Origin of the sequence: Streptomyces sp. R41, from assembly GCF_041053055.1 — a bacterium.
Lineage (GTDB): Bacteria > Actinomycetota > Actinomycetes > Streptomycetales > Streptomycetaceae > Streptomyces.
This window is the reverse complement of the sequence record NZ_CP163443.1, coordinates 5,030,366-5,054,129: the sequence shown is the minus strand read 5'-3', so window position 1 is coordinate 5,054,129 and position 23,764 is coordinate 5,030,366. Positions and strand designations below refer to the sequence as shown.

25 protein-coding genes are annotated in these 23,764 nt (G+C 69.2%); 9 read left to right on the top strand and 16 right to left on the bottom strand.

The features are described from left to right. Positions 1-4: 4 nt before the first annotated feature. From AB5J53_RS23185 to AB5J53_RS23175, 3 genes are read right to left on the bottom strand one after another with little or no spacing between them, the layout of a single operon-like run. Positions 5-256: a DUF397 domain-containing protein gene (locus AB5J53_RS23185; RefSeq protein ID WP_369247589.1), complete on the bottom strand. Its 252-nt coding sequence runs from the start codon at positions 254-256 to the stop codon at positions 5-7. Next, on the bottom strand, positions 249-443 hold the full coding sequence (locus AB5J53_RS23180) for a DUF397 domain-containing protein (protein ID WP_369247588.1): 195 nt from the start codon (positions 441-443) through the stop codon (positions 249-251). Before AB5J53_RS23180 ends, AB5J53_RS23185 begins: the two co-directional genes overlap by 8 nt. Before the next feature lie 11 nt (positions 444-454). After that, positions 455-1,300, bottom strand: coding sequence for a helix-turn-helix domain-containing protein (locus AB5J53_RS23175; protein WP_369247587.1), 846 nt, complete (start codon positions 1,298-1,300; stop codon positions 455-457). Between the two features lie 221 nt (positions 1,301-1,521). Here AB5J53_RS23175 and AB5J53_RS23170 point away from each other — a divergent pair, with 221 nt between their 5' ends. Together AB5J53_RS23170 and AB5J53_RS23165 are read left to right on the top strand one after the other, a co-directional pair. Next, positions 1,522-1,962: an ATP-binding protein gene (locus tag AB5J53_RS23170; RefSeq protein ID WP_369247586.1), complete on the top strand. Its 441-nt coding sequence runs from the start codon at positions 1,522-1,524 to the stop codon at positions 1,960-1,962. Between the two features lie 224 nt (positions 1,963-2,186). Next, on the top strand, positions 2,187-2,945 hold the full coding sequence (locus tag AB5J53_RS23165; protein ID WP_369247585.1) for a serine protease: 759 nt from the start codon (positions 2,187-2,189) through the stop codon (positions 2,943-2,945). On the opposite strand, the gene AB5J53_RS23160 is transcribed toward AB5J53_RS23165, so the two are convergent. Next, a complete protein-coding gene (locus tag AB5J53_RS23160) occupies positions 2,929-3,570 on the bottom strand; it encodes a hypothetical protein (RefSeq protein WP_369247584.1) in 642 nt (213 codons plus the stop codon). The genes AB5J53_RS23165 and AB5J53_RS23160 overlap by 17 nt on opposite strands. An 89-nt stretch (positions 3,571-3,659) precedes the next feature. Here AB5J53_RS23160 and AB5J53_RS23155 point away from each other — a divergent pair, with 89 nt between their 5' ends. The 5 genes from AB5J53_RS23155 to AB5J53_RS23135 all read left to right on the top strand — a co-directional run bounded on the left by AB5J53_RS23155 (position 3,660) and on the right by AB5J53_RS23135 (position 9,086). Continuing rightward, on the top strand, positions 3,660-4,667 hold the full coding sequence (locus tag AB5J53_RS23155; RefSeq protein ID WP_369247583.1) for an NlpC/P60 family protein: 1,008 nt from the start codon (positions 3,660-3,662) through the stop codon (positions 4,665-4,667). A gap of 224 nt (positions 4,668-4,891) precedes the next feature. Next, positions 4,892-5,593, top strand: a complete 702-nt coding sequence (locus tag AB5J53_RS23150) for a phosphatase PAP2 family protein (protein ID WP_369247582.1) — start codon at positions 4,892-4,894, stop codon at positions 5,591-5,593. A 344-nt stretch (positions 5,594-5,937) separates the two neighbouring features. Further along, entirely contained in the window at positions 5,938-7,500 is a 1,563-nt protein-coding gene (locus tag AB5J53_RS23145) for an FAD-binding oxidoreductase (RefSeq protein WP_369247581.1), read from the top strand. Between the two features lie 435 nt (positions 7,501-7,935). Further along, positions 7,936-8,775, top strand: a complete 840-nt coding sequence (locus AB5J53_RS23140) for a hypothetical protein (protein ID WP_369247580.1) — start codon at positions 7,936-7,938, stop codon at positions 8,773-8,775. A 116-nt stretch (positions 8,776-8,891) separates the two neighbouring features. Continuing rightward, positions 8,892-9,086 (top strand): hypothetical protein, encoded by a 195-nt coding sequence (locus AB5J53_RS23135; protein ID WP_369247579.1) that lies wholly within the window; start codon positions 8,892-8,894, stop codon positions 9,084-9,086. Positions 9,087-9,321: 235 nt separating this feature from the next. Here the strand turns inward: AB5J53_RS23135 and AB5J53_RS23130 are convergent, their stop codons facing one another. Next, entirely contained in the window at positions 9,322-9,696 is a 375-nt protein-coding gene (locus tag AB5J53_RS23130) for a metal-sensitive transcriptional regulator (protein WP_369247578.1), read from the bottom strand. Positions 9,697-9,950: 254 nt separating this feature from the next. Here AB5J53_RS23130 and AB5J53_RS23125 point away from each other — a divergent pair, with 254 nt between their 5' ends. Then, a complete protein-coding gene (locus tag AB5J53_RS23125) occupies positions 9,951-10,571 on the top strand; it encodes a DUF47 domain-containing protein (RefSeq protein WP_189186047.1) in 621 nt (206 codons plus the stop codon). A gap of 7 nt (positions 10,572-10,578) precedes the next feature. After that, complete coding sequence (locus AB5J53_RS23120; protein ID WP_369247577.1) at positions 10,579-11,577, top strand: anion permease; 999 nt, start codon at positions 10,579-10,581, stop codon at positions 11,575-11,577. Positions 11,578-11,825: 248 nt separating this feature from the next. Here AB5J53_RS23120 and pstB read toward each other — a convergent pair whose 3' ends face one another. The 11 genes from pstB to AB5J53_RS23065 form a co-directional block, all read right to left on the bottom strand. After that, the gene (pstB, locus tag AB5J53_RS23115) at positions 11,826-12,602 is read right to left on the bottom strand and encodes a phosphate ABC transporter ATP-binding protein PstB (RefSeq protein WP_369247576.1); all 777 of its coding nucleotides are present in this window, start codon (positions 12,600-12,602) and stop codon (positions 11,826-11,828) included. 48 nt (positions 12,603-12,650) lie between these two features. Next, positions 12,651-13,715 carry a phosphate ABC transporter permease PstA gene (pstA, locus tag AB5J53_RS23110; protein ID WP_369247575.1) on the bottom strand — a complete coding sequence of 355 codons (1,065 nt, stop codon included), beginning with the start codon at positions 13,713-13,715 and terminating at the stop codon, positions 12,651-12,653. Next, on the bottom strand, positions 13,712-14,719 hold the full coding sequence (pstC, locus tag AB5J53_RS23105) for a phosphate ABC transporter permease subunit PstC (protein ID WP_369247574.1): 1,008 nt from the start codon (positions 14,717-14,719) through the stop codon (positions 13,712-13,714). Before pstC ends, pstA begins: the two co-directional genes overlap by 4 nt. A gap of 100 nt (positions 14,720-14,819) precedes the next feature. Then, positions 14,820-15,953, bottom strand: a complete 1,134-nt coding sequence (pstS, locus tag AB5J53_RS23100) for a phosphate ABC transporter substrate-binding protein PstS (RefSeq protein WP_369252407.1) — start codon at positions 15,951-15,953, stop codon at positions 14,820-14,822. A gap of 367 nt (positions 15,954-16,320) precedes the next feature. Further along, positions 16,321-16,734 carry an NUDIX hydrolase gene (locus AB5J53_RS23095; protein WP_369247573.1) on the bottom strand — a complete coding sequence of 138 codons (414 nt, stop codon included), beginning with the start codon at positions 16,732-16,734 and terminating at the stop codon, positions 16,321-16,323. Between the two features lie 34 nt (positions 16,735-16,768). Continuing rightward, positions 16,769-17,842: a CHAD domain-containing protein gene (locus tag AB5J53_RS23090; RefSeq protein ID WP_369247572.1), complete on the bottom strand. Its 1,074-nt coding sequence runs from the start codon at positions 17,840-17,842 to the stop codon at positions 16,769-16,771. Beyond that, positions 17,823-20,054 carry an RNA degradosome polyphosphate kinase gene (locus AB5J53_RS23085; RefSeq protein ID WP_369247571.1) on the bottom strand — a complete coding sequence of 744 codons (2,232 nt, stop codon included), beginning with the start codon at positions 20,052-20,054 and terminating at the stop codon, positions 17,823-17,825. Before AB5J53_RS23085 ends, AB5J53_RS23090 begins: the two co-directional genes overlap by 20 nt. Before the next feature lie 319 nt (positions 20,055-20,373). Beyond that, positions 20,374-21,381 (bottom strand): hypothetical protein, encoded by a 1,008-nt coding sequence (locus tag AB5J53_RS23080; RefSeq protein ID WP_369247570.1) that lies wholly within the window; start codon positions 21,379-21,381, stop codon positions 20,374-20,376. Next, positions 21,378-22,382, bottom strand: a complete 1,005-nt coding sequence (locus AB5J53_RS23075; RefSeq protein ID WP_369247569.1) for an ABC transporter permease — start codon at positions 22,380-22,382, stop codon at positions 21,378-21,380. The genes AB5J53_RS23080 and AB5J53_RS23075 overlap by 4 nt, the downstream gene beginning before the upstream one ends. Continuing rightward, positions 22,379-23,275: an ABC transporter ATP-binding protein gene (locus AB5J53_RS23070; RefSeq protein WP_369247568.1), complete on the bottom strand. Its 897-nt coding sequence runs from the start codon at positions 23,273-23,275 to the stop codon at positions 22,379-22,381. Before AB5J53_RS23070 ends, AB5J53_RS23075 begins: the two co-directional genes overlap by 4 nt. Then, complete coding sequence (locus AB5J53_RS23065; RefSeq protein WP_369252405.1) at positions 23,272-23,661, bottom strand: GntR family transcriptional regulator; 390 nt, start codon at positions 23,659-23,661, stop codon at positions 23,272-23,274. Before AB5J53_RS23065 ends, AB5J53_RS23070 begins: the two co-directional genes overlap by 4 nt. Positions 23,662-23,764: the final 103 nt, after the last annotated feature.

The window sequence follows — 23,764 nt, the reverse complement described above, 5'->3', positions numbered from 1 at the left end:
CACCTCATGGGCGAGGTTCAGCGGACCCCCCGTTCTCCAGCCCCTCCACGAAGTGGTCGAACTCTCCCGCCTGTACGCCCAGTACGAACGCGTCCCACTTCTTCTGGGTGGTGGTGACGACGTTCTCGGGGTCGCTGGTCTCGCGGATGTAGACGAGGTCGTTGTCGCCGAAGGCGAGTTCGATCCAGGGGCCGGGGCCGGTGGCTTCGGGCGGGGCGGCGCGTTCCCAGGTGAGGTTCGGGGGGACTTCAGCCACGGTGCGCTTCCTTGTTCTTGAGGGTACGGAGGAGGGAACGGAAGGCGGTGGGGGTGGCCGTGAGTATCGCTTCGGTGGGATCACTGCTTTCGGTGAGGTGTATTCGGGCGGAGGCAGTGGCGGCGACGTGTACGCAGGCCTCGCCCTCGCCGCAGTACGAGGACTTCTGCCAGGTGGCGGTGGGCATCTCGAGTCCTTTCACAGGTCCTGGGCGATGGTGTGGATGAACTCTCGTGACTCTCTGGGGCCGAGGGCGATGCCCTCCATGCGCTCGAGGAGGACGCGGTACTTGTCGAGCTGGGCTTCGGCGTCGATGAGCGCGGAGCCGTGGGACTGGTCGAGGTGGACCGTGTCGAGCTGCGGGACGCGTCCGTGGGCGTACAGGATCGACTGCCCCGAGCCGGGATAGGCGCCGACGGCGAACGGGATGACCTGAACGGTGACGTGTGCGCGCTCGCTCATGTCGAGGATGTGCTGCAGCTGCTTCCTGGTGACGGCAGGCCCGCCGAACTGCATGCGCAGGGCGGCTTCGTGGATGACGGCGCGATACGGGGTGGGGGAGTCCTTGAAGAGGACGGCCTGGCGCTTGATCCGGAACGAGAGCCGATGCTCGATGTCGGGGGGTGAGAGCTCCGGCACGACCTGGCGGAAGACTTCGCGAGCGTGATCGTGGATCTGGAGAAGGCCGGGAATGTGAGCCGTGATCCCGGCGCTCAGCCGCGTCGCGTGCTGCTCCATCTCGGCCAGGTCGATCAGACCTCCGGGCAGGATCTCGCGGTACTCCTCCCACCAGCCGCGCGACCGTTCGGTGGTCATGTCGCTGAGAGCTTTGATGAGGTCCTTGTCGGAGCAGTCGTAGTGGCAGGCCAGAGTGCGCACCCGCTCTGCGCTTACGCCTACGCGCCCGGCCTCCATGTTGCTGACCTGAGTCTGCTTGATGCCCATGAGTTGACCGGCCTCGGTTGCGTTCAGGCCCGCGCGCTCCCGGAGTTTGCGCAGCTCTGAGCCGAACCGGAGTTGCCGACCCGTCGGGTTGCTCCTCACGGGTTCCCCTGCCTCCTTGCTATGACTCGTCACCCACACGGGTGGTAGTGAACGAGATCCCCAGAAACCGGTGAATGGGTTTACCGGGCGCCGCTACCTTAATGCGCAGGCGCCCCGCCCAGAAGCACCCCGCTCGACGGAGCGGCCGCGGTCACTGGGCAACGCAGTGCAAGGCAACGACACGACACCACCCAACTCCCCTCCGTGATCGGAGACTTCTCATGGCAACCGTATCCCCGCCCTGGTCCTACACCCTCCAACTCCCGCACGATCCCCGCGCCCCGGGCATCGCCCGGGCCACCCTCCGCACCGTCCTGGCCGCCCACGGCCTTACCGAACTCGCTTCCACCGCCGAACTGTTGGCGTCCGAGCTGCTCGCCAACGCGCATCTCCACACCAACGGCCCGTACGCCCTCCGTATCCGCTCCTCGGACCCCGATCGGCTCATGGTCGGGGTGTGGGACGCCGACCCGAGGGTCCCGCCCGGTTTCGAGAAGGGCGCCCCCGTCGGCGTACCGCCCGAAGACGCCGAGCACGGCCGCGGCCTGCATCTCGTGCGTGCCTGTGCGGATGCCTGGGGTGTGTCCGTGCTGCGGGAGCTGGGGGCGTCGAAGGGCGGGAAGCTGCTTTGGGCGGAGTGTCAGTGGGGTGACTTGGAGTGAAGCCCGTTGATCGACAACGGCGCCTATCAGGACGTGCTGCCCGGCAAGTGACGTGCTGCCCGGCAAGTACGGAGAGCCCGTGCCGCTCCCGGATCCGCTCGGGTTCGGCGTCGCGACGGACGGATTCCCGGTGTACGGGCGCTGACGCGGCGGGGGCGGTTCACAGGAGACTTTTAGTGTGCTCTCGGTGTTTTTCTCACGTGCCTGCGGCAAGGTGAGGGGCGATGAAGCGCACCACCCGTCCCCCCGGCACCCGCCGGCACGCCTTGCTAGGTGCGGTCGTGCTGGTGGCGGCCGTGACGTCCTCCTCCGTGGCGGCCGCGGACGCCGGTCCCGGGCCGCTCGGGGTGACCGTGCATGCCGCCGTGACCGCGCAGAGCGTGCGCGTGGGCGCGCTGTTCCACGGGAGCGGCGGGCACTTCTGTACCGCGTCCGTCGTGCACAGTGCCGGCCGGGATCTGATCGTGACCGCCGCGCACTGCGTGGACGGGGGAGGGACCATGCGCTTCGCGCCCGGGTACCGGGACGGCCAGGCGCCGTACGGGTACTGGGAGGTCGCGGGGACCGTCGTCCCCGAGGGGTGGACGAGCGAGCAGGACGAGGACACCGACGTCGCCTTCGCCGTTCTCGCCGAGAAGGACGGGAAGAACGTCGAAGACGCTGTCGGGGGTGGGAACGTGTTCGCGGCCGGGCGCGCCACCGGGTCGACCGCTGTCACCGTCACCGGGTACCCCAGCAGCCTCGACACGCCCATCACCTGCACCAACAAGCCCACCACCCACAGCCGTACGCAGCAGCGCATCGTGTGCCCCGATTTCGCCGGAGGGACGAGCGGCAGTCCCTGGGTGAACGGCGACGGGGAGGTCGTCGGTGTCATCGGCGGCCACCAACAGGGCGGCGACACCGACGACGTCTCGTACAGCGTCGTCTTCGGGAACGAGGTCGCGGCGCTCTATCGCCAGGCCGTCATGACCGGCTCGTGACCTCGTTGGAGATGTACACGGCGAGCCAGAGCAGCGGCAGAAGCAGGACCACGTAGGCCAGCGGGCGCTGGAGGACCGGCTTGCCCTGGTCCATGACCACCCCGGTCGGGGACGGCATCGTCGGGCGCGGGAGCTTGCTGATCTTCGTGCGTACGTAGAGGTTCCACAGGAGCGTGAGGGGGGTGAACAGGAGCAGCGACACCGGGCTCCACCAGCCGCCCGCCAGGGTCTTCGTCGTCATCTCCCGGTGGATCGCCGTCGCGCAGGAGCGGCAGAACGGGCCCTCCATCTTGGAGAACCGCATCGCGACCAGCAGACCCGTGTGCTGACGGATGGTCATGTCCCCCGCCGGCTGCGCGGCGCATATGCGGCAGGCGGGCGTGAGGGGTGGTGGGGCGGCAGAGTAGGCGTAGCCGCCCGCGGGGGCGTGTCCGTCTGCCGGGGCGTACGGGTTCTGGCCGTACGCGGGGGCTGTCTGGGCGTACGGCGGGTTCTGGGCCGGTGCCGCGGTGTTCTGCGCGTAGGGGTTCTGGCCATACGCCGGCGCCCCGTTTGGCGCGTAACCGCCTTGCGGGGCAAAGGGGTTGCCCTGGGGCGGATTCGAGTGCGGGGACGGGGTCGCCACGTGCGGTTTCTCCTTGTGCGTGATCGTCCCGCGGCGCGGGGCCCGCCTCTAGACTGGCGGTCGGCGGACTCCTGGGCGGCGAGGGGCGGTTGACGGTGCGTAAGGCATGGATCGTAGCGACCGCTGCCGTCGGGGCGGGGATCAGCTTCGTGATGCTGCTCGTCGTGGGCGTCTACATGGTCGCCGGGAACCTCGCAGGCGGCATGGGCGGAGGCGCGGTCGCGCTCGCCAAAGGGGCCGTACCCGCCGCGTACCAGACGCTCGTACAGAAGTGGGGAAATCTGTGCAGCGCCATCAACCCCGCGCTGCTGGCCGCCCAGCTGTATCAGGAGAGCGGATTCAACCCGAATGCCAAGAGTCCGGCGAAAGCGGAGGGGATAGCGCAATTCATCCCGGGGACCTGGGCCACCCATGGAGTCGACGGCGACGGGGACGGCGACCGCGACGTATGGGATCCGAATGACGCGATTCCGTCGGCCGCTTCGTACGACTGCCAGCTCGCTTCGTATGTGAAGAACGCGCCGGGGAACGTCACCGAGAACATGCTCGCCGCCTACAACGCGGGGGCCTACGCGGTCATCAAGTACGGGGGCGTGCCGCCGTACAAGGAGACCCAGAACTATGTGAAGACGATCACGACGCTGTCGAAGAGCTTCGCCGCGCCGGTGACCCGGGTGGATCCCTCGAAGCAGGCCGCGGCGGCGATCACGTACGCGCAGAAGAAGCTCGGCACACCCTATCTGTGGGGTGGCAACGGTACCTCTGACCAGGGCGGACGCTTCGACTGCTCGGGGCTGACGAAGGCCGCGTACGAGAGTGTGGGGGTCGGGCTGCCACGGGTCGCCAATGATCAGTACAACGCCGGGCCGCACCCGAAGAGGGAAGAGCTGCTGCCCGGGGATCTGGTCTTCTTCTCGGACGACCTCACCAACTCCCGGGCCATCCGGCACGTGGGGATCTATGTGGGTGGCGGGTACATGATCGACGCTCCGAGGCCGGGCGCCGTGATTCGCTTCGACCCCGTCGACACCCCCGACTACTTCGGGGCCACCCGGGTGACGGAAGATGGCGCGAAAGCATTGCCCACCTCCGTGTGAACCTGTGTGAACGCGCCCCCTGAGCTGCGGCGATGTGTCTCTCTTCGATAACGTCTGCGTGATCATTCCGTGGAGGGTGGAACGTATTACAGGGGACTGTGCGTTCCTTTTGACGTAGCGCTGATCTATGACGCGGTTCTAGCGGTTCTACGACCACGGGGGTGGATCGAGCCGCGCACGAAAGGGTGCGCGCGCAGGAAAGACGACGAAGGGGCCGCAGCACCATGGCTGGACTCGCCGAATCCGGTTCGAACCCCGACGTCGACCTGCTCTACGACATCAATGGCCTGGCCAAGGACGCGCCGCACTGGTTCGACCGGGCCATGGAGTTCGTGGGCGAGTACGGGCTGCTGCTCGCCATGGTCCTGCTGGTGCTGTGGTGCTGGTGGACCGTGCGGCGGCGGGGCGGCGGCGATGCCGCGTCGTCCGTGGCCGCGTTGGTGTGGGCGCCGCTGGCCGCCGGCATCGCGGTGCTGGTGAACGTGCCGATACGGGGCTTCGTGGAGAGACCCCGCCCCTTCGTCGACCACCAGGGGCTGGACGTCCTGGTCTCCGGCAAGACCGACTTCTCCTTCGTCAGCGATCACGCGACGCTCACCATGGCGATGGGGGTCGGGCTGTTCGTGGCGAACCGGAAGTTCGGGCTGGCGGGGATAGGGCTCGCGCTGCTCGAAGGCTTCTGCCGGGTCTACATGGGCGTGCACTACCCGACGGACGTGATCGGCGGGTTCGCGCTCGGCACGGCGGTCGCGCTGCTGCTGTCGCCGCTTGCGATGGCGTTGCTGACACCTGTCATGAAGGCGGTGGAGCGGGCCCCGCGTGCCGGGTGGCTGATCCGGGCACGGGGGGTGGCTCCCGCGGGGCAGGATGCGCTGATTCCGGGGGCTCGGGTCGAGCAGCCCGAGGAGCGGGATCTGGCGGCGTAGTCGGCTGGGGCTGGGCTTGGGGGTTTTCGCCCCCTCCGCCCCTACCCGTCCCGTATCTGGGGGCTGCCGCCCCCAGACCCCCGCTTCGGCCTTGACGGCCTCGTCCTCAAACGCCGGACGGGCTGAAGATCTCCGGCCCCGGTCGGAAATGACTGGCTGAAGCTCTCCAGACCTCGGCCGGAATGACGGGCTGGAGATCTCCAGATCCCGGCCGAATAGAATCCCCCCGCACCGGAAGCGCGCATCCTGGGATGCGCGATGCTGTAGCGGTTCTGTGGCATTCGCTGGTGGAACCCCCCAGCCCGGGGGCCCGTCTCGTTCCACGGAACCCACGGGAGGCGCACATGCATCGGCGTACGTTCATCGGCGGAGCCACCGCCGCACTCGCGGCGGCGGCGACGTCCGCGTGCAACGGCAGCGACAGCGGTGGTCCGAAGGCCTCCGGTGCCACCGAGACCACCGGCACCTCCATACGCACGGCCACCACCAGCACCCGCGCCGCCGCGAACTGGGCCGCCCTGTCCAGGGAGCTGGACGGCGCCCTGGTCCGCCCCGGCGACCGCAGCTGGCCGGCCGCACGCCAGCTCTACAACACCCGCTTCGACAGCCTGAAGCCCGCCGCCGTCGCGTACGTCGCGAGCGCGGACGACATCCGCACCACCATGGACTACGCCCGCGCCCACGGCATCAAGGTGTCGATCCGCAACGGCGGTCACTCGTACGCCGGTTGGTCCTCCGGCAACGGCCGCCTGGTCATCGACGTCTCCAAGCTGAACAAGATACGGGCGTCCGCGAACGAGGCGGTCGTCGGAGCGGGATCGAAACTGATCGACGTCTACCGCGCCCTCGCCGCGAAGGGTGTGACCATCCCTGCCGGTTCCTGCCCGACCGTCGGCGTCTCGGGCCTGACCCTCGGGGGCGGCCACGGGGTCGTGTCACGGGCGTACGGGCTGACCTGCGACAGCCTCACCCAGGCGACGCTGATCACCGCCGACGGCAAGCAGCTCGTCGCGGACGCCACCGAGAACAAGGACCTCTTCTGGGCCCTGCGCGGCGCCGGCAACGGCAACTTCGGCGTCGTCACCGAGCTGCGCTTCAAGACCCACCCCGCCCCGCAGGCCGTCTCGGCGTACATGACCTGGCCCTGGGCCAAGGCCGCCGCCGTGGTGAAGGCCTGGCAGGAGTGGGGCCCGACACAGCCCGACGAGATCTGGTCCTCGTGCCACCTCGCGAACGCGGCCGGGGGCACGCCCACGGTCTCCATCGCGGCGTTCTCCCTCGGCACGTACAGCGAACTCCAGAACGCCGTGGACCGCCTTGCCGACAAGATCGGCTCCCCCGCGCGCAGCGTCTCCCTCAAGAAGCGCTCGTACGAGGACTCGATGGAGGTGTACGCGGGCTGCTCCTCCTTCCCGACCGACGCCCAGTGCCACCTCCCGGGATCGACCCCGGGCCGCAGCACCCAGGGCGCCCTCGGCCGCGAGACCTACGCGGCCCGCTCGGACTTCTTCGACCGCTCGATATCGACGGCCGGCATCCAGACGCTCCTCAACCAGATCTCGTCGGTCCGAGGCGGCTCGGGGAGCATCGCCCTGACGGCACTGGGCGGCGCGGTGAATCGCGTCTCGCCCACCGCGACGGCCTTCGTCCACCGCCGTTCCCGCATGCTCGCCCAGTACATCGGCGCCTGGCAGGCGGGCACCTCCGGCACCACCGCCCAGTCCTGGCTGACCACGGCCCACAACGCCATGTCCCGGCACGCCTCGGGCGCCGCCTACCAGAACTACACCGACCCCACCCTCACCGACTGGCGCAAGGCGTACTACGGGGACGCGGCCACCCGCCTCACGGCGTTGAAGCACCAGTACGACCCGAATCGTTTCTTCTCATACCCGCAGGCGCTGTAAGACGGGTTTCGCCCCCGCCGCCCCTACCCATTCCCGTACCTGGGGGGCTCCGCCCCCCAGACCCCCGTGGGTCGTTCTTTTGGTGCTCGCCTGTGGGGGCTTGTCGCGCATTTCCCCGCGCCCCTTGCGGGGCGCGGACCCTGGGCTATGTGAGCGGGCCCCCGGTGTGCCCTTCCGCGTCCGTGCGGGCCAGGCTGCGGGCTCTGCGGGCCGGGCCTCTCCAGCCGCAGGTGCAGCGGGCTACGCAGAAGCGGCCCTGTTCGACCGTCGTTGTGCGGTGTTCCGGGGAGGAGTTGGTCTCGTCCTGCTGCGCCACCCCGACAACGTTACCCAAGGCAAGTGAACGGGACGCCGTCGCGTGACGGGTGCCCCTACTCGTCGTTAACCGGAACGACAGGGAGGGCCCGGGACGGACCGGCTGGGGGTCGGCAGGAGATGGTGGCGCTGGAGGAAGGGCGGGCCGGCTGGGCGGCCGTCGCAGCCGTCGCGGCGGGGTTGATGGTGTGTGCCACGGGGTGCTCGGGCGGCGGGGCCGCTGCCGAGGACGCCCGCGCCGGTGTCGACTCCGTCGACGTGCTGCACCGGGCCGCCGCCACGCTGGAGCGCGCCGGCAGCGCGAAGGCCCGTACGTCCATGGAGATGGCCACGGGCGGGACCCGGGTCACCATCCGGGGCGAGGGCGTGTACGACTTCAGGAATCAGATGGGGCAGCTCAAGGTGCTGCTGCCGCAGGACCCGGCCGGCACCGACGAGCACCGGCCGATCACCGAACTCCTCGCCCCGGGCGCCCTGTTCATGAAGAACCGCGGCGCCGGTGTGCCCGCCGACAAGTGGGTCCGCGTCGACACGGCCGGCCTCACCGACGGAAACCTGGTGACGGGCGGCGCCACCGACCCGTACGCGGCGGCCGAACTGCTGCGCGGGGCGCGGAAGGCGACGTATGTGGGGAAGACCGAGGTGGCCGGGATCCCTGTGCGGCACTATCGCGGGACCGCCGACCTGGACATCGCCGCGAAGAGTGCGTCGAAGGGGCAGCGGTCGGCGCTGAGGGCGGCGGCGAAAGGGTTCGCCAGCGCCGAGGTGCCGTTCGACGCCTACCTCGACGATCAGGGGCGGCTGCGCAAGGTCCGCCACCGCTTCAGCTTCGTCAACGGGCAGCAGAAGGGCACCGTCGCGGTCGCCTCGACGACCTTGCTGTACGACTTCGGGGTCCCCACCGACGTACGGCTGCCGGAATCCGGCGACATCTTCGCCGGGAAGATCGCGGAGGAGTAACTTCGCGGGAGCGGAGCGGTAGCTTCCCGGGAGGGGCCGGAAATGGCCCTTCCGTGCCATGCGCGGTGTGTAGGCCGCTCCCTACTCTAGGAAGTCGGTGACGGCAGGAAGAGGTGATGCGCGTGGCTCCGGTCGGCGGTACGGCAGTTCAGGACCACGTGGCCCTCGCCGAGATCGAGCTGTGCGGCGACCTGATCATCGCGGCCTCGGCCGCCCACGAGGACCGGCTCAGTCTTGAGAGCATCGACGAGGTGCTGAAAGTGGCTGAAGAGCGTGCCCATGATGTCCGTGAGCGGGGTGCTGAGGAGTAGGCGTCCCGGCCTCCCTCCGGTACCCGGGCGTGGCCCGGTCCCCGCCACGTCGTACCCTCCATGTCACACCATGACTCGGGTCATGTCGTACTCCACGGCACACCATGACTCAGGTCACGTCGTACTCCACGGCACACCATGACTCGGGTCACGTCGTACCCCGCGTCACACCATGACTCGAGCACCATGATTCGCGTCACGCCGTATCTCAGGTACGGAGAAGCCGGTCGATACCTCAGGTACGGAGAAGCCGGCCGATCGCCTTCGTCGCCTCTTCGACCTTCGCGTCGATCTCGTCGCCGCCCTTGAGGGCCGCGTCCGCGACGCAGTGGCGCAGGTGCTCCTCCAGGAGCTGGAGGGCGAAGGACTGCAGGGCCTTGGTGGAGGCGGAGACCTGGGTGAGTATGTCGATGCAGTACACGTCCTCGTCGACCATCCGCTGCAGACCACGGATCTGGCCCTCGATGCGGCGCAGGCGCTTGAGGTGCTCGTCCTTCTGCTTGTGGTACCCGTGGATACCGCGGTCGTGGTCGGTCACGATCTCCTGGGGCTCCTGGACCTTTTCGGCCTCGCCGGAGGGTGCCGTCGCGCCGGCCTCGGTGGTCGTCATCGCGTCCTCCTGCTGAATCCGCTGAGTTGATCCGGTGCGGTGGGCGATCCTGTCTGAAACGCCACTTACATATACCCCTGGTAGGTATATGGTATCGAACTTTGCTGGGTATAGGGCCCTTGCCCGATGCCGGGACCGGACCCTGTGCTGATCACTGTGCCCGATGGGCGACACTGGGGGACGGCCCATTAGCCGTGGCCGGATGATGCGCCTAGCATCAGCCTGACCGAACCGAAGCACCCCGAGGACCCCACGTGCGCTTTCGTCTGACCCCCAGGGAGACGAGCTTCTACGACATGTTTTCCGCGTCCGCGGACAACATCGTCACGGGCTCGAAACTCCTTATGGAACTGCTTGGGGCGGACGCCTCCGCCCGGGCCGAGATCGCAGAGCGTATGCGGGCAGCGGAACACGCCGGTGACGACGCCACGCATGCGATCTTCCACCAGTTGAACTCCTCGTTCATCACGCCGTTCGACCGTGAGGACATCTACAACCTGGCCTCGTCCCTCGACGACATCATGGACTTCATGGAGGAGGCCGTCGACCTGGTCGTCCTCTACAACGTCGAGGAACTGCCCAAGGGCGTCGAGCAGCAGATCGAGGTGCTGGCGCGAGCCGCCGACCTGACCGCGGAGGCGATGCCGAATCTCCGCACGATGGACAACCTCACCGAGTACTGGATCGAGGTCAACCGGCTGGAGAACCAGGCCGACCAGATCCACCGCAAGCTGCTGGCCCACCTCTTCAACGGCAAGTACGACGCCATCGAGGTGCTGAAGCTCAAGCAGATCGTGGATGTGCTGGAGGAAGCGGCCGACGCGTTCGAGCACGTGGCGAACACGGTGGAGACCATCGCCGTCAAGGAGTCCTGACCCGGTCATGGACACCTTTGCTTTGATCGTGACCATTGGGGTCGCGCTCGGATTCACGTATACGAACGGCTTCCACGACTCGGCGAACGCCATCGCTACGTCGGTGTCCACGCGGGCGCTGACGCCGCGGGCGGCTCTCGCCATGGCCGCCGTGATGAACCTCGCCGGTGCGTTCCTCGGCAGCGGGGTCGCGCACACGGTCAGCAGCGGGCTGATCGAGACGCCCGAGGGCAGCAAGGGGATGGGAATCCTCTTCGCGGCGCTCATCGGTGCCATCGTCTGGAACCTCGTCACCTGGTACTTCGGGCTTCCGTCGTCGTCGTCGCACGCGTTGTTCGGCGGACTGGTGGGGGCTGCGCTCGCGGGCGGTACGACCGTTCTGTGGTCCGGCGTCGTGGACAAGATCATCATTCCGATGTTCCTGTCGCCGGTCGTCGGTCTGATCGGCGGCTATCTGGTCATGTGCGCCATCATGTGGATCTTCCGCAGGTCCAATCCGTCGAAGGCCAAGCGGGGGTTCCGGATCGCGCAGACCGTGTCGGCGGCCGGGATGGCGCTCGGGCATGGTCTTCAGGACGCCCAGAAGACGATGGGTGTCGTGGTGATGGCGCTGGTCATCGGTGGCGTTCAGGGGGCGGACGATCCGATTCCGGTGTGGGTGAAGATCGTCTGTGCGGTGATGCTGTCGCTGGGGACGTACGCGGGTGGGTGGCGCATCATGCGGACGCTCGGGCGGAAGATCATCGAGCTTGATCCGCCTCAGGGGTTCGCCGCGGAGACGACGGGGGCGTCGATCATGTTCGCCACGGCGTATCTCTTCAAGGCGCCGATTTCCACGACGCATGTCATCACCTCCGCGATCATGGGTGTGGGGGCGACGAAGCGTGTGAACGCGGTGCGGTGGGGCGTCGCCAAGAACATCGTCATGGGGTGGTTCATCACGATGCCGGCGGCCGGGTTGGTGGCTGCGCTGAGCTTCTGGGTTGTGAACCTGGCGTTTCTGTAGGCGGGGTGGGGTTTCCGCCCCCTCCGCCCCTGCCCGTTCCCGTGTCTGGGGGCTGCGCCCCAGACCCCCCTGGGTTGTTCCTTCGGTGCGGGCCGGTGGGGGCTTGTCGCGCAGTTCCCCGCGCCCCTTTCGGGGCGCGGGGAACGTACAAAAACGAGCGGGCCCGCCCCCGGGAGCCAGGGGCGGGCCCTTCTCGTCCTCGCGGTGGCACCGCCATGCAGCACCGCGAGGGGTATGGGGGTGTCGGCTCAGCCGAAGCGGCCGGAGATGTAGTCCTCCGTGGCCTGGACCGACGGGTTGGAGAAGATGCGCTCCGTGTCGTCGATCTCGATGAGACGGCCGGGCTGACCGACCGCGGCCAGGTTGAAGAACGCGGTGCGGTCGGAGACGCGAGCGGCCTGCTGCATGTTGTGCGTCACGATGACGATCGTGAAGCGCTCCTTGAGCTCACCGATCAGGTCCTCGATCGCCAGGGTGGAGATCGGGTCCAGGGCGGAGCAGGGCTCGTCCATGAGGAGGACCTGGGGTTCCACCGCGATCGCCCGGGCGATGCAGAGGCGCTGCTGCTGGCCGCCGGACAGGCCCGAACCGGGCTTGTTGAGGCGGTCCTTGACCTCGTTCCAGAGGTTCGCGCCCTTGAGGGACTTCTCGACGACGTCGCTCAGTTCCGACTTCTTGTACGAGCCGTTGAGCTTCAGGCCCGCCGCCACGTTGTCGAAGATCGACATGGTGGGGAAGGGGTTGGGGCGCTGGAAGACCATGCCGATCGTGCGGCGCACGGCGACGGGGTCGACCCCGCTCCCGTACAGGTCCTCGTCGTCCAGGAGCACCTTGCCCTCGACGCGGCCGCCGGGGGTGACCTCGTGCATGCGGTTGAGGGTGCGCAGGAAGGTCGACTTGCCGCAGCCGGAGGGGCCGATGAAGGCCGTCACCGAGCGGGGCTCGACGGTCATGGAGATGTCTTCGATCGCCTTGTGGGCGCTGTAGTAGGCGGTGAGACCGCTTACGTCGATTCGCTTGGCCATTTCAATCACTGCTTCTTTCGCAAAGGTTCGGGTCGCTGATTGGCCGCGTCAGCGGCCCGTCTTGGGCGCCTTCCAGCGCGCGATGCCACGCGCTGCCAGGTTGAGGATCATGACGAAGGCGATGAGCGCGAGTGCCGCCGCCCAGGCCCGGTCGTAGGCCGCGCCGGAACCGGCGCTGTTCGCGTACTGCTGGTAGATGTACAGCGGCAGCGAGGCCTGCGGGTCCGAGAACGGGTTGGTGTTGATGAAGTTGGTACCCCACACCAGCAGCAGCACGGGAGCGGTCTCACCGGTGATGCGCGCGACCGCGAGCATCACACCCGTGGTGATACCGCCGATGGAGGTCGGCAGAACCACCTTGATGATGGTGCGCCACTTCGGGATGCCCAGCGCGAGGGAGGCCTCGCGCAGCTCGTTCGGTACGAGCTTGAGCATCTCCTCCGTGGAGCGGACCACCACGGGCATCATCAGGATCGACAGGGCGAGCGAACCGGCGAAGCCGGAGTACCCCATGTCCAGGATCAGGATCCAGAAGCTGAGAATGAAGAGGCCGGCGACGATCGACGGGATGCCCGTCATGACGTCGACGAAGAAGGTGACGGCCTTGGCGAGCTTGCCACGCCCGTACTCGACGAGGTAGATCGCGGTGAGCACACCGATCGGCACGGCGATCAGGGTGGCGATGCCGACCTGCTCCAGGGTGCCGATGATCGCGTGGTAGATGCCGCCACCGGTCTCGGTGTCGGCGACCACACCCATGGAGTGGGTCAGGAAGTAGACGTCGAAGACCTTCACACCGCGCTTGACGGTCTCCCAGATCAGGGAGGCCAGCGGGACGACGGCGACGATGAAGCAGACCCAGACGAGGCTGGTCGCGACCCGGTCCTTGGCCTGGCGGTGGCCCTCGACGCGCGCGGCGATGACGTACGTGCCGAGGACGAAGAGGATCGCGGCGATCAGGCCCCACTGGACCTTGCTGTCGAGGCCGGCGCCCAGGCCGATGCCCACGGCGACGACGACGGAGCCCACGGCGATCGCCCACTGGGACCACTTCGGGAGGCTGGCGCCGCGCAGCGTGCTGGGGCGCTTGTGGCTGACGGGTGCGGTGGTCATGCGTTGGCCCCCGAGTACTCCTTGCGGCGGTTGATGATCATGCGCGCCGCGCCGTTGACCAGCAGGGTGATGACGAACAGGACGAGACCGGAGGCGATCAGCGCGTCCTGGCCGAGCGGGGTGGCCTCGCTGAACTTGCTCGCGATGTTCTGGGCGAAGGTGCCGCCGCCCGGGTCGAGCAGGCTGGCGTTGATCTCGAAGGTCGGGGAGAGGACCGTGGCGACGGCCATCGTCTCGCCGAGCGCGCGGCCGAGGCCGAGCATCGAGGCGGAGATCACGCCGGAACGGCCGAAGGGCAGCACCGACATGCGGATGACCTCCCAGCGCGTGGCGCCGAGGGCCAGCGCGGCCTCCTCGTGCATCTGCGGGACCTGGCGGAAGACCTCACGGCTCACGTTGGTGATGATCGGCAGGATCATGATCGCGAGCAGGATGCCGACGGTGAGCATCGAGCGGGGCGCGCCGCCCTGCCACTCGAAGATGCCGGTCCAGCCGAAGTAGTGGTCGAGCCAGCCGAAGAGGCCGTCCATGTGCGGTACGAGGACGAGGGCGCCCCAGAGGCCGTACACGATGGACGGGACAGCGGCGAGCAGGTCGATCACGTACGCGATGGTGCCGCCGAGCTTGCGCGGCGCGTAGTGCGTGATGAACAGGGCGATGCCGACCGCGACCGGGACCGCGAGGGCCATGGCGATGATCGCGGAGACCACCGTGCCGAAGGCCAGGACCGCGATGCCGAAGGACGCCGGTTCGAGGTTGGTGTTCCACTCGAACGTGGTCAGGAAGTTGGTGTGGTCCTTGCTGATCGCGTTGGCGGCGCGGTAGGTGAGGAAGGCCGCGATGGCGGCCATGATCACCAGGAGGAAAATGCCGGACCCGCGCGAGAGACCGAGGAAGATCCGGTCTCCGGGGCGGGTGGCGCCGCGGGCCGCGCGCTTCAGCTCGGCCACGGAAGGCTGTGGGGTGGGGGGAGGGGCTTCAGTGTTCTGTGTTGATATGTCCATCAGGATTCTCCGGTCTGCGGAGCCGTAGTGGATGGCGGCTCCAGGCGGCGGTGCACCGGACGGTGCGGCCCGCCTCGGCGAGGCGGGCCGCACACTCAGGTCAGCTCAGGCTCGAGATGGTGGTACGGACCTTGGAGATGATCTCGTCGGGGATCGGGGCGTACTTGGCGTCGGTCAGCAGCTTCTGACCGTCCTCGCTCGCGATGTAGGTGAGGAAGGACTTGGTGGCGGCCAGGGTGTCGGCCTTGTTGCCCTTCTCGCAGACGATCTCGTAGGTGACCAGGGTAAGCGGGTAGGCGCCTTCCTCGGTCGGCTTGTAGTTCAGCGACAGCGACAGGTCGTTGCCCGTGCCGGCGACCTTGGCGGTGGAGATGGCCTTGGTGGCGTTCTCGACGGTGGCCTTGACCGGGGTCGCGGCGTCCGTCTTCAGGTCGACGGTGTTGATGCCGTCAGCGGCGTAGGAGAGCTCGAAGTACGAGATCGCACCCGGGGTCTGCTTGACCTGCTGGGCGAGGCCGGAGGAGCCCTGCGCGGACTGGCCGCCCTTGGCCTGCCAGGCCTTGCCGCCGGAGTACTTCCAGTCGGACGGGGCGACGGCCTTCAGGTACTTGGTGAAGTTGTCCGTGGTGCCGGACTCGTCCGAGCGGTGGAAGGCCTGGATCTTGGTGCTGGGGAGCTTCGCGTCGGGGTTCAGCTTCGCGATCGCGGTGTCGTTCCACTTCGTGATCTTGCCATCGAAGATCTTGGCGAGAGTGGAGGCGTCCAGCGTGAGGTTGTCCACGCCGTCCAGGTTGTAGCCGATCGCGATCGGGCCGCCGACCATCGGAAGGTCGATGGCGGCGTTGCCGCCGCAGGTCTTCTTGGCGGCCGTGGCCTCTTCGGGCTTCAGCGGCGAGTCCGAACCGGCGAACGCGGTCTGGCCCTGGGTGAACGCGGTGATACCGGCGCCCGAACCCGTCGGGTTGTAGTTGATCTGCACGTTCTTGCAGGACGCCGTGTAAGCCTTCACCCAGGCGTCGATCGCGTTCTTCTGCGCGGAAGAGCCGGAGGCCTGCAGCTGGCCCTTGGCGTCGTCACACTTGATGGCGCTGTTGTTGCTGGCCGGGGCCGAGCTGTCGCCACCGTTGCTCTTGCCGGTGTCGTCCGAGCCGCACGCCGTGAGGGCCAGGGCGCCGGAGACGGCGACGGCACCGAGCGAGAGGGCGCGAAGCCGGTTCTTGCGCTGAAGCTTCACTTTCGGGAGTTCCTTCCAGGAGCCGCCGTCGAGGTGGCGGCGTGCGAGGTTCGGTGTCATGACGTTCGGTGTGATGCGGAGGCCACATCCATGGCGCGCTCCGCATCGGTAAGGCCGAAATTAGGCAGAACAGGTGAAGGCGCCGATGGCCGTAAGTGAACGGGGGGTGAACCCCTGCGGTCGGTGCGGTGAGGTCACGGAACGCTTACGTCGAGGACACAGGGTGGTTTCCGGCAACTCGGGTCCCATTGATAACTCTAGGCAACCAGACGTAATCGCACAGGTTTCGGAGCCTGTGCGTCGACGTCGTATACGCACAGGGTCGCCGGACGCGGCGGCGCACTCGTACGGCGGTTACATCGCGTCACTACGTCAGGTGCAGCGCGGCGAGCAGAGCCTGGACCAGATCGCGATCCCTGGGCATCGTCAGGCGGTCGCGGGCCTCGGTGGGGGAGAGCCACAGGACGCGGTCGACCTCGCGGTTCGGGGTGAAGTGTCCGTCCGTCGCCTCGGCCGCCCAGTACCGGACCTCCTTGGGGCGGCCGGCGACGAGGTAGCGGAGCGTGGCCAGGGGAGCGCCCAGGACGGCGGTGTACCCCGTCTCCTCCTCGACCTCGCGCAGCGCGCCCGAGAGCGGGTCCTCGCCCCGTTTCAACTTGCCCTTCGGGTGCGACCAGTCGTCGTACTTCGGTCGATGGACGAGGCAGATCTGCAGCTCGCCGTCGATCGGGGAGCGGCGCCACAGGACGCAGCCCGCCGCCTGGATGGTGTCGTCTGCCATGGGGCCTCCCTCGTCGTCCGCCATGGGCCCTCCCTCAGGGGGTGCGTACCGCTTCCATCTGCCATGCCTGCTGGAACGCGAACCGTGCCGCCTCCACCTCGTGCCGCTGGTCGGCGTGGAGCACACCGAGCGCGTAGGCCGTCGCCGGGGCGATGCGCGGGGTGCGGGCCGCCGACGCCGCGGCGGAGGCCGCCTCCGCCGCGTCCCGGTGGCGGTTGAGGGCCTGGCCCGCGGCGAGGAGGCGTACGTCGGTGGGGCACTCCTCGCCGTACAGGACCTCGCGGGCGTAGCGATGCAGCCGCAGCAGCAGGCGGACCTGGTGCCAGGGTGCGTCCTGCGGCTGGGGCGCGGTGTCGGCGGAGAGGCCGTGGACGAGGGCCTCCGCGTTGTAGGGGTGGCCCGCGGTGACCAGGGGCAGCGCGGCGATCGCGTCGGTCAGGCGGTCCTGTGCGGCGGCGGCCAGCGGGCGCAGGTCGGTGGTGGTGGCCGCGGGGGTCAGCGGGACCTCGCTGGCCAGGACCGCCACGCTGTCCGCGACCGCGTGGAAGCGGCTTGAGCCCAGCGCTTGCAGGGCCGCTGAGTGGGCCCTGGTGCGGGCCAGGGTGAGCTGGCGGTCCAGGAGGGCGCCTGCTTTCGCGGCGCCGACGGTCAGGTTGCCCGCGGGTTGGGTGCGTGGGCCGGGGGTGCCGGGCTCCGCTCCAGCGGAACGATTGCCCACAGCGGAAGGGGTCTGCGCCGGGAGCGACGACGAACCCGACAGGCGGTTCAGCGCGCCCAACAGCCGTTCCAGGCGTGCCGCGTACGCGTGTTCCCGGGCCAACGTGCCGGACAGCCAGGCCAGTTCGGGGCGCATGCCCTCCGACCAGTCGGGTTCGAGCAGGGGCCGGAAGGTGTGGAGGCTGCCGCTGATGCGGCGGGCCGAGCGGCGCAGCGCCCGCGCCGCGTCGACGGACTCCTCCGAGCCGTTCGACGCGCCGCCGGTCTCCCGGTGCTGGCGCAGCGAACGGAGGAACTCCGTGGCCTGGGCCCGCAGATAGTCTGCCAGGGCGTCCCCGGACACGAGCCCAGCCGTGGGGTCGGTGGGGGGATCAAGGTGCTGCTGTGCCACGCCGGCGCCTCCGGGCGTCTATAAGCATCTCCTGGACGTTCCGCAGGGGCTGGCCATCCGCGTCGGTCGCGTGCCGCGTCCACTCGCCGTCGGGGCCCAGGTGCCAGGAGGAGGTGGTGTCGGACATGCCGGTTTCCAACAGCCGGTTGAGGGCTGCCCGGTGGGCCGGGTCGGTGACTCTGACCAGGGCCTCGATCCGCCGGTCGAGGTTGCGGTGCATCATGTCGGCGCTGCCGATCCACACCTCGGGCTCGCCTCCGTTGCCGAAGCCGAAGACCCGGGAGTGTTCGAGGAAGCGGCCGAGGACGGAGCGGACCCGGATGTTTTCGGACAGGCCGGTGACGCCCGGCCGGACCGCGCAGATGCCGCGCACCCATACGTCGACCGGCACTCCGGCCTGCGACGCGCGGTACAGCGCGTCGATGATCGCCTCGTCCACCATCGAGTTGACCTTGATGCGGACGAACGCGGGGCGGCCGGCGAGGTGGTGCTGGACTTCCTTGTTGATCCGCGAAATCAGCCCGTCGCGCAGGGACTTGGGGGCGACGAGCAGACGGCGGTAGGTCTCGCGGCGCGAGTAGCCGGAGAGCCGGTTGAAGAGGTCGGAGAGGTCCGCGCCGACCTGCGGGTCGGCGGTGAGCAGTCCGAGGTCCTCGTACAGCCGGGCGGTCTTCGGGTGGTAGTTGCCCGTGCCGACGTGGGAGTAGCGGCGCAGGGTGTCGCCCTCCTGCCGTACGACGAGCGACAGCTTGCAGTGGGTCTTCAGGCCGACCAGGCCGTACACGACATGGCAGCCCGCCTCCTCCAGCTTGCGGGCCCACTTGATGTTGGCCTGCTCGTCGAAGCGGGCCTTGATCTCGACGAGGACGAGGACCTGCTTGCCGGACTCGGCGGCGTCGATGAGCGCGTCGACTATGGGCGAGTCGCCGGACGTCCGGTACAGGGTCTGCTTGATGGCCAGGACGTCGGGGTCCAGCGCCGCCTGCTCCAGGAAGGCCTGCACGGAGGTGGAGAAGGAGTCGTACGGGTGGTGCAGCAGGACATCGCGCTCGCGCAGGGCGGCGAAGATGTCCGGCGCCGACGCCGACTCGACCTCCGCGAGGTCGCGGTGGGTGCCCGCGATGAACTTCGGGTACTTCAGCTCGGGCCGGTCGAGGGCGCCGATGCCGAAGAGGCCGGTGAGGTCCAGGGGACCCGGCAGCGGGTACACCTCGGCCTCGGAGATCTTCAGCTCCCGTACGAGGAGATCGAGGACGTACCGGTCGATGGACTCCTCGACCTCCAGGCGCACCGGCGGCCCGAAGCGGCGCCGCATGAGCTCCTTCTCCAGCGCCTGGAGCAGGTTCTCGGCGTCGTCCTCCTCGACCTCCAGGTCCTCGTTCCGGGTGAGGCGGAAGGTGTGGTGCTCCAGCACCTCCATGCCCGGGAAGAGCTCCTCCAGGTGGGCCGCGATGACGTCCTCGATGGGGACGTAGCGGTTCGGGGAGGCCTCCAGGAAGCGGGAGAGCAGCGGCGGGACCTTGACGCGCGCGAAGTGGCGGTGGCCGCTGACCGGGTTCCGTACGACGACGGCCAGGTTCAGGGACAGGCCGGAGATGTACGGGAAGGGGTGCGCGGGGTCGACCGCCAGCGGGGTCAGGACCGGGAAGATCTGGTGCCGGAAGAGCGTGAAGAGGCGGGCCTGCTCCTTCTCGGTCAGCTCGCTCCAGCGGACCAGGTGGATGCCCTCCTCCGCGAGCGCGGGGGCGACGTCCTCCTGGTAGCAGGCCGCGTGCCGGGCCATGAGCTCGCGCGAACGGGCCCAGATCATCTCCAGGACCTCGCGGGGCTGCAGCCCGGAGGCGGACTTCGTGGCCACGCCGGTCGCGATACGGCGCTTCAGACCCGCCACCCGGACCATGAAGAACTCGTCCAGGTTGCTGGCGAAGATCGCCAGGAAGTTGGCGCGCTCCAGGAGGGGCGTGTTCGGGTCTTCCGCGAGCTCCAGCACCCTCTCGTTGAACGCCAGCCAGCTGCGCTCCCGGTCCAGGAAGCGGCCCTGGGGCAGGGTGATGCCGTCCTGCACCGAGTCCTCGTACGCGTCGAGGTCGGCGTCGAGGTCGGGCTCGAGATCGGAGACCGCCGCCGACACGGTGTGCGGGCGGTGAGCGGCTATGGAGCCGACGGACGGCTGGGGGTGCTGTACCGGTGCCTGGGCGCTTGGCTGGTTCATGGACCCATTCTTCCGCGCCAGGGGCGAGACCGGCGCGTCGGAGAGGGCGAGAGGCAGCGGAGCGAGGCGGATGTTCCCGTTCCGCATCACCGGCGTACGCTCACTCCCCGTCGTCGGCGAGGTCCCGTTCTCCGGTGGGGGCGACGGCTCGGGCACGGCGGGCTTCATTGGTCGAGCGTCGCAAGGTCACCTGAATCGATGGTTACGGCGACATGACGTGCGGGATAGCGGGGGGCGGCTCCCGGACGTCTACATGCCCGGGAGCCGCGTACGCGCCCACCCCCGTGAGGTGCGTACGTTGCTCAGCCGTACAGCCGCTCTAAGGGGTACGGCGGCGCAGCAGCCGGAACGCCGCGGCGGTGGCGAGGGCCGCGACGGCGAGGAGCACGCCGGTCTCCATGAGCTGGAGGGGCCAGAAATGCGATGCCGGGTGGCGCGTGGCCCAGAAGTCGGCCAGGCCGGAGCGGGCCATGCAGTCCTTGATGTCGGTGGCGTTCTCGAAGCCGACGCAGGCCAGGTTGTTGCCGATGTGCTTGCCGGTGGTGGTGACGGCGCCGTGTTCGAGCACCTGGGAGCTGCGGGGGAGGTGCAGCGCGGCCCGTCCGGTGACCGTGTCGGCGGGCCACAGGCTCGTCCGGTACCGGTCCAGCACGTTGTAGAGGACCAGCGTGGCGGCGAAGGCCACGCCCGTCGCGGGCAGGGCCTTCCTGGTGACCAGGCCCGCGAGCGCGCCGAGGGTGAGCCCGGCAAGGACGTAGGCGACGGCGGCCGGGCCGGTGGAGACCAAGACGTCGGGGTGGTACCAGTCGCCGACGAGGTCCGGGTTGTCGTCCCGGCGGGCCCAGACGTTGAGGAGGACGATCAGGCTGGTGCCGGTGGCGAGCAGGGCCGCCGGGACGGCGAGCTTGGCGGTGAGCCAGCGCACCGGAGTGACGGACTGGGTCCAGGCCAGTTCCGCGGTCCTGCTCTCCAGCTCCCGCCCGATCAGCGCGGCGCCTGCCCACGCGGCGACCGGGAACATCAGGTACGACAGGGCGGTGCCGACGACGCCGATGCCGATCGCGTACGTGTCGTCGGTGTGGATCGCCCCGACGTCCGAGCAGCTCGGCAAGCTGTCGGTGGCCGGCTCGGCGCAGGCGCTGAGGCCCGCTGAGGCGTCGTCACCGATGGCGTGCATCCAGATCAGGACCCCCACGGCGGCGAGCAGTGCGGCACCCCAGAGCAGCAGGGCCGTGCGGTGCAGGCGCAGGACGGTCCAGGGGAGGCCGCCGAACGCGCCGCCGTCGTTCTCGTCGGCGACCGTGCCTCTCGCGGTGAGGGCGCTCATACGGCGGTTCCCTTCGCGACGGTGCCGGTGTGCCGCTCGAGTACACGGAAGGCGACGAGGACCACGAGGCCGGTGAGGGCGAGGGTGACGGCGGTCGCCGTGAGCTGGAGGGGCCAGTAGTGGGAGTAGGGGTGCATGTCGCTGTAGAAGCGCACGATGTGCTGCTTGTCGAGCTGGGCGCGGCAGTCCAGGGCGCCGCTCCAGTACTGGGCGCAGTCGGGGACCGGTACGTGGGCGCCGGTGGACGTGACCGCGCCGTAGGAGACCACCGGGCCTCCGAACCAGGGGCCGTCCTCGAGCGAGGTGGTCACCGTGACGGTGGGCCAGAAGTAGCCGCGGAACCAGTTGAGGCCGAAGCCCACGGCCGCTGTGACCGCGACGGTGACGGCCAGCGCGGGCAGCGAACGGCGCAGCAGCAGGCCGATGAGGGCGCCCGCGGCCAGCCCGAACAGGGTCAGGGCGGCGGTGGTCGGCCCGTTGGCCTGGAAGACCAGGATGTCGTTCCAGCCCAGGACGTCGGCGCGGCGGCCCTCGGCCCAAAGGAGGTGGTGCAGCAGCACCAGGAGTGAGGTGCCCGCCGTGAGCAGGGCGGCCGGGGCGAGCAGCTTGGCGGCGAGCCAGCGGGCGGGCGTGAGCGACTGGGTCCAGACGAGCTGCGCCGTGCCGTTCTCCAGCTCGCGGCTGGTCAGCGTGGCGCCGGCCCATGCGGCGACCAGGAGGGGCAGGAAGGTCACGACGTACGAGGCGTAGTGCAGGACGTCCTTGTAAGTGACGTACGCGTCCTGGTCGTACGAGCAGGCGTAGTCGCACGCCTTGAGGCGCTGGTACGCGGCGGCCGCCGGCTCCGCGAGCCATCCATAGCCCCACACCATCAAGGCCAGGGCGGCGAGGACCATGCCCGTCCACAGGAACAGTGCGGGGCGGTGCAGCCGCAGCATCGCGCGTGCCGTGGCGAAAGGGGTGGGCGCCGCCGGGGTGCCGGAGACGGTGAGGGCGGTCATGCGGTGGGCTCCTGGGCGGGGGTGCGGGCGGGGTCGAGGATCAGCGCGGGGGCGTCGGGGTTGCGCAGGTGCGCGAGGAGCAGTTCCTCGAGCGAGGGCGCGGTGGCGCTGCCGTCGGTGGGGAGCGGCCCCCGGGGGCGTATCAGCGCGGTCAACTGCCGCCCCGTGGTGCGGGATTCGACGACGGTGTGCGGGTCCAGGTCGCGGACCGGGCCGGTGGTCAGGGTGTGCGCGGCCAGCAGGTCGTCCAGGTCGCCCGCGAGGCGCACCCGGCCGCCGCCGATCAGCAGGAGGTGGTCGCAGGAGCCCTCCAGCTCGGCGACCACGTGCGAGGACATCACGACCGTGGTGCCGTACTGCGCCGCCTCGGCCATCAGCAGGCCCATCAGTTCGTGGCGGGCGAGCGGGTCGAGGTCGGCCATCGGCTCGTCCAGGAGCAGGAGTTCGGGCCGCTTGCCGAGTGCGAGGGCGAGCGCGACACGGGTGCGCTGGCCGCCGGAGAGGGAGCGGACCCTGGCCTTCGGGTCGAGGTCGCCGGCCGCCACGATCCGCTCGGCGACGGAGGCGTCCCAGCGGGCGGGGTTGAGCTCCCGGCCCAGGAGCAGCGTGTCGGCGACGCTGAGCTGCGGGTACAGCGGCTTGCTCTGCGCGACGTACGCGATGCGTTCGCGGGCGCCGGCCGGGTGGGTGCCGAGCACCGTCAGGGAGCCCTCGGTGGGCGCGAGCAGTGCGGCCGCGTGGGCCAGCAGAGTCGACTTGCCCGCGCCGTTGGGTCCGACGACGGCGCAGACGCGCCCCACCGGGAGCCGGAAGGTGCACTCGCGCAGGGCCCATCCTCCGCGCCGCCCGAACCGCTTGCCCAGCGCGTCCGCCGCCATGGCGGTCTCGGTCATTCGTGGTCTCCCTTGCTGAACTGTTCATCGAGTACGGCGGTGAAGAGCGCCGCCACGTCGTCGCGCTGGAGCCCGGTCTCGCGGGCCCTGACCGCCCACGCGTCCAGTTCGGCGCGCAGCGGCGAGTCGGCCGGGGCGGTGCCCAGCGACTTCCGTACGAAGGTGCCGAGGCCGCGTCTGGCCTCGACCAGGCCCTCCCGCTCCAGCTCGCGGTAGGCCTTCAGGACGGTGTTCGGATTGATGGCGGTGGCTTCCACGACCTCGCGGGCCGTGGGGAGCTTGTCGCCCGGTTCAAGGAGGCCCAGGCGAAGAGCTTGCTTCGTCTGCTGGACGATCTGGACGTAGGTGGCGACGCCGCTGCGCCGGTCGATGCGGTACTCGACCACTCGGACAACCACCCTTTCACTAATTGAGTAGTGAAAGGGTGGTGCAAGATGGTGGCCGCAGTCAAGACCGAGATTTTGTGGGCCGATGCGTGAACCGATCGGC

What these genes read in the sequence shown, in the direction of transcription:
- pstB (WP_369247576.1), bottom strand. Translation starts at nt 12,602, where the DNA reads ATGGCCAAGCGAATCGACGTAAGCGGTCTCACCGCCTACTACAGCGCC.
- AB5J53_RS23130 (WP_369247578.1), bottom strand. Translation starts at nt 9,696, where the DNA reads ATGACGACCACCGAGGCCGGCGCGACGGCACCCTCCGGCGAGGCCGAA.
- AB5J53_RS23080 (WP_369247570.1), bottom strand. Translation starts at nt 21,381, where the DNA reads ATGAGCGCCCTCACCGCGAGAGGCACGGTCGCCGACGAGAACGACGGC.
- AB5J53_RS23150 (WP_369247582.1), top strand. Translation starts at nt 4,892, where the DNA reads ATGGCTGGACTCGCCGAATCCGGTTCGAACCCCGACGTCGACCTGCTC.
- AB5J53_RS23085 (WP_369247571.1), bottom strand. Translation starts at nt 20,054, where the DNA reads ATGAACCAGCCAAGCGCCCAGGCACCGGTACAGCACCCCCAGCCGTCC.
- pstC (WP_369247574.1), bottom strand. Translation starts at nt 14,719, where the DNA reads ATGGACATATCAACACAGAACACTGAAGCCCCTCCCCCCACCCCACAG.
- AB5J53_RS23145 (WP_369247581.1), top strand. Translation starts at nt 5,938, where the DNA reads ATGCATCGGCGTACGTTCATCGGCGGAGCCACCGCCGCACTCGCGGCG.
- AB5J53_RS23165 (WP_369247585.1), top strand. Translation starts at nt 2,187, where the DNA reads ATGAAGCGCACCACCCGTCCCCCCGGCACCCGCCGGCACGCCTTGCTA.
- AB5J53_RS23070 (WP_369247568.1), bottom strand. Translation starts at nt 23,275, where the DNA reads ATGACCGAGACCGCCATGGCGGCGGACGCGCTGGGCAAGCGGTTCGGG.
- AB5J53_RS23095 (WP_369247573.1), bottom strand. Translation starts at nt 16,734, where the DNA reads ATGGCAGACGACACCATCCAGGCGGCGGGCTGCGTCCTGTGGCGCCGC.
- AB5J53_RS23170 (WP_369247586.1), top strand. Translation starts at nt 1,522, where the DNA reads ATGGCAACCGTATCCCCGCCCTGGTCCTACACCCTCCAACTCCCGCAC.
- AB5J53_RS23180 (WP_369247588.1), bottom strand. Translation starts at nt 443, where the DNA reads ATGCCCACCGCCACCTGGCAGAAGTCCTCGTACTGCGGCGAGGGCGAG.
- AB5J53_RS23140 (WP_369247580.1), top strand. Translation starts at nt 7,936, where the DNA reads ATGGTGGCGCTGGAGGAAGGGCGGGCCGGCTGGGCGGCCGTCGCAGCC.
- AB5J53_RS23075 (WP_369247569.1), bottom strand. Translation starts at nt 22,382, where the DNA reads ATGACCGCCCTCACCGTCTCCGGCACCCCGGCGGCGCCCACCCCTTTC.
- AB5J53_RS23135 (WP_369247579.1), top strand. Translation starts at nt 8,892, where the DNA reads ATGCGCGTGGCTCCGGTCGGCGGTACGGCAGTTCAGGACCACGTGGCC.
- pstA (WP_369247575.1), bottom strand. Translation starts at nt 13,715, where the DNA reads ATGACCACCGCACCCGTCAGCCACAAGCGCCCCAGCACGCTGCGCGGC.
- AB5J53_RS23120 (WP_369247577.1), top strand. Translation starts at nt 10,579, where the DNA reads ATGGACACCTTTGCTTTGATCGTGACCATTGGGGTCGCGCTCGGATTC.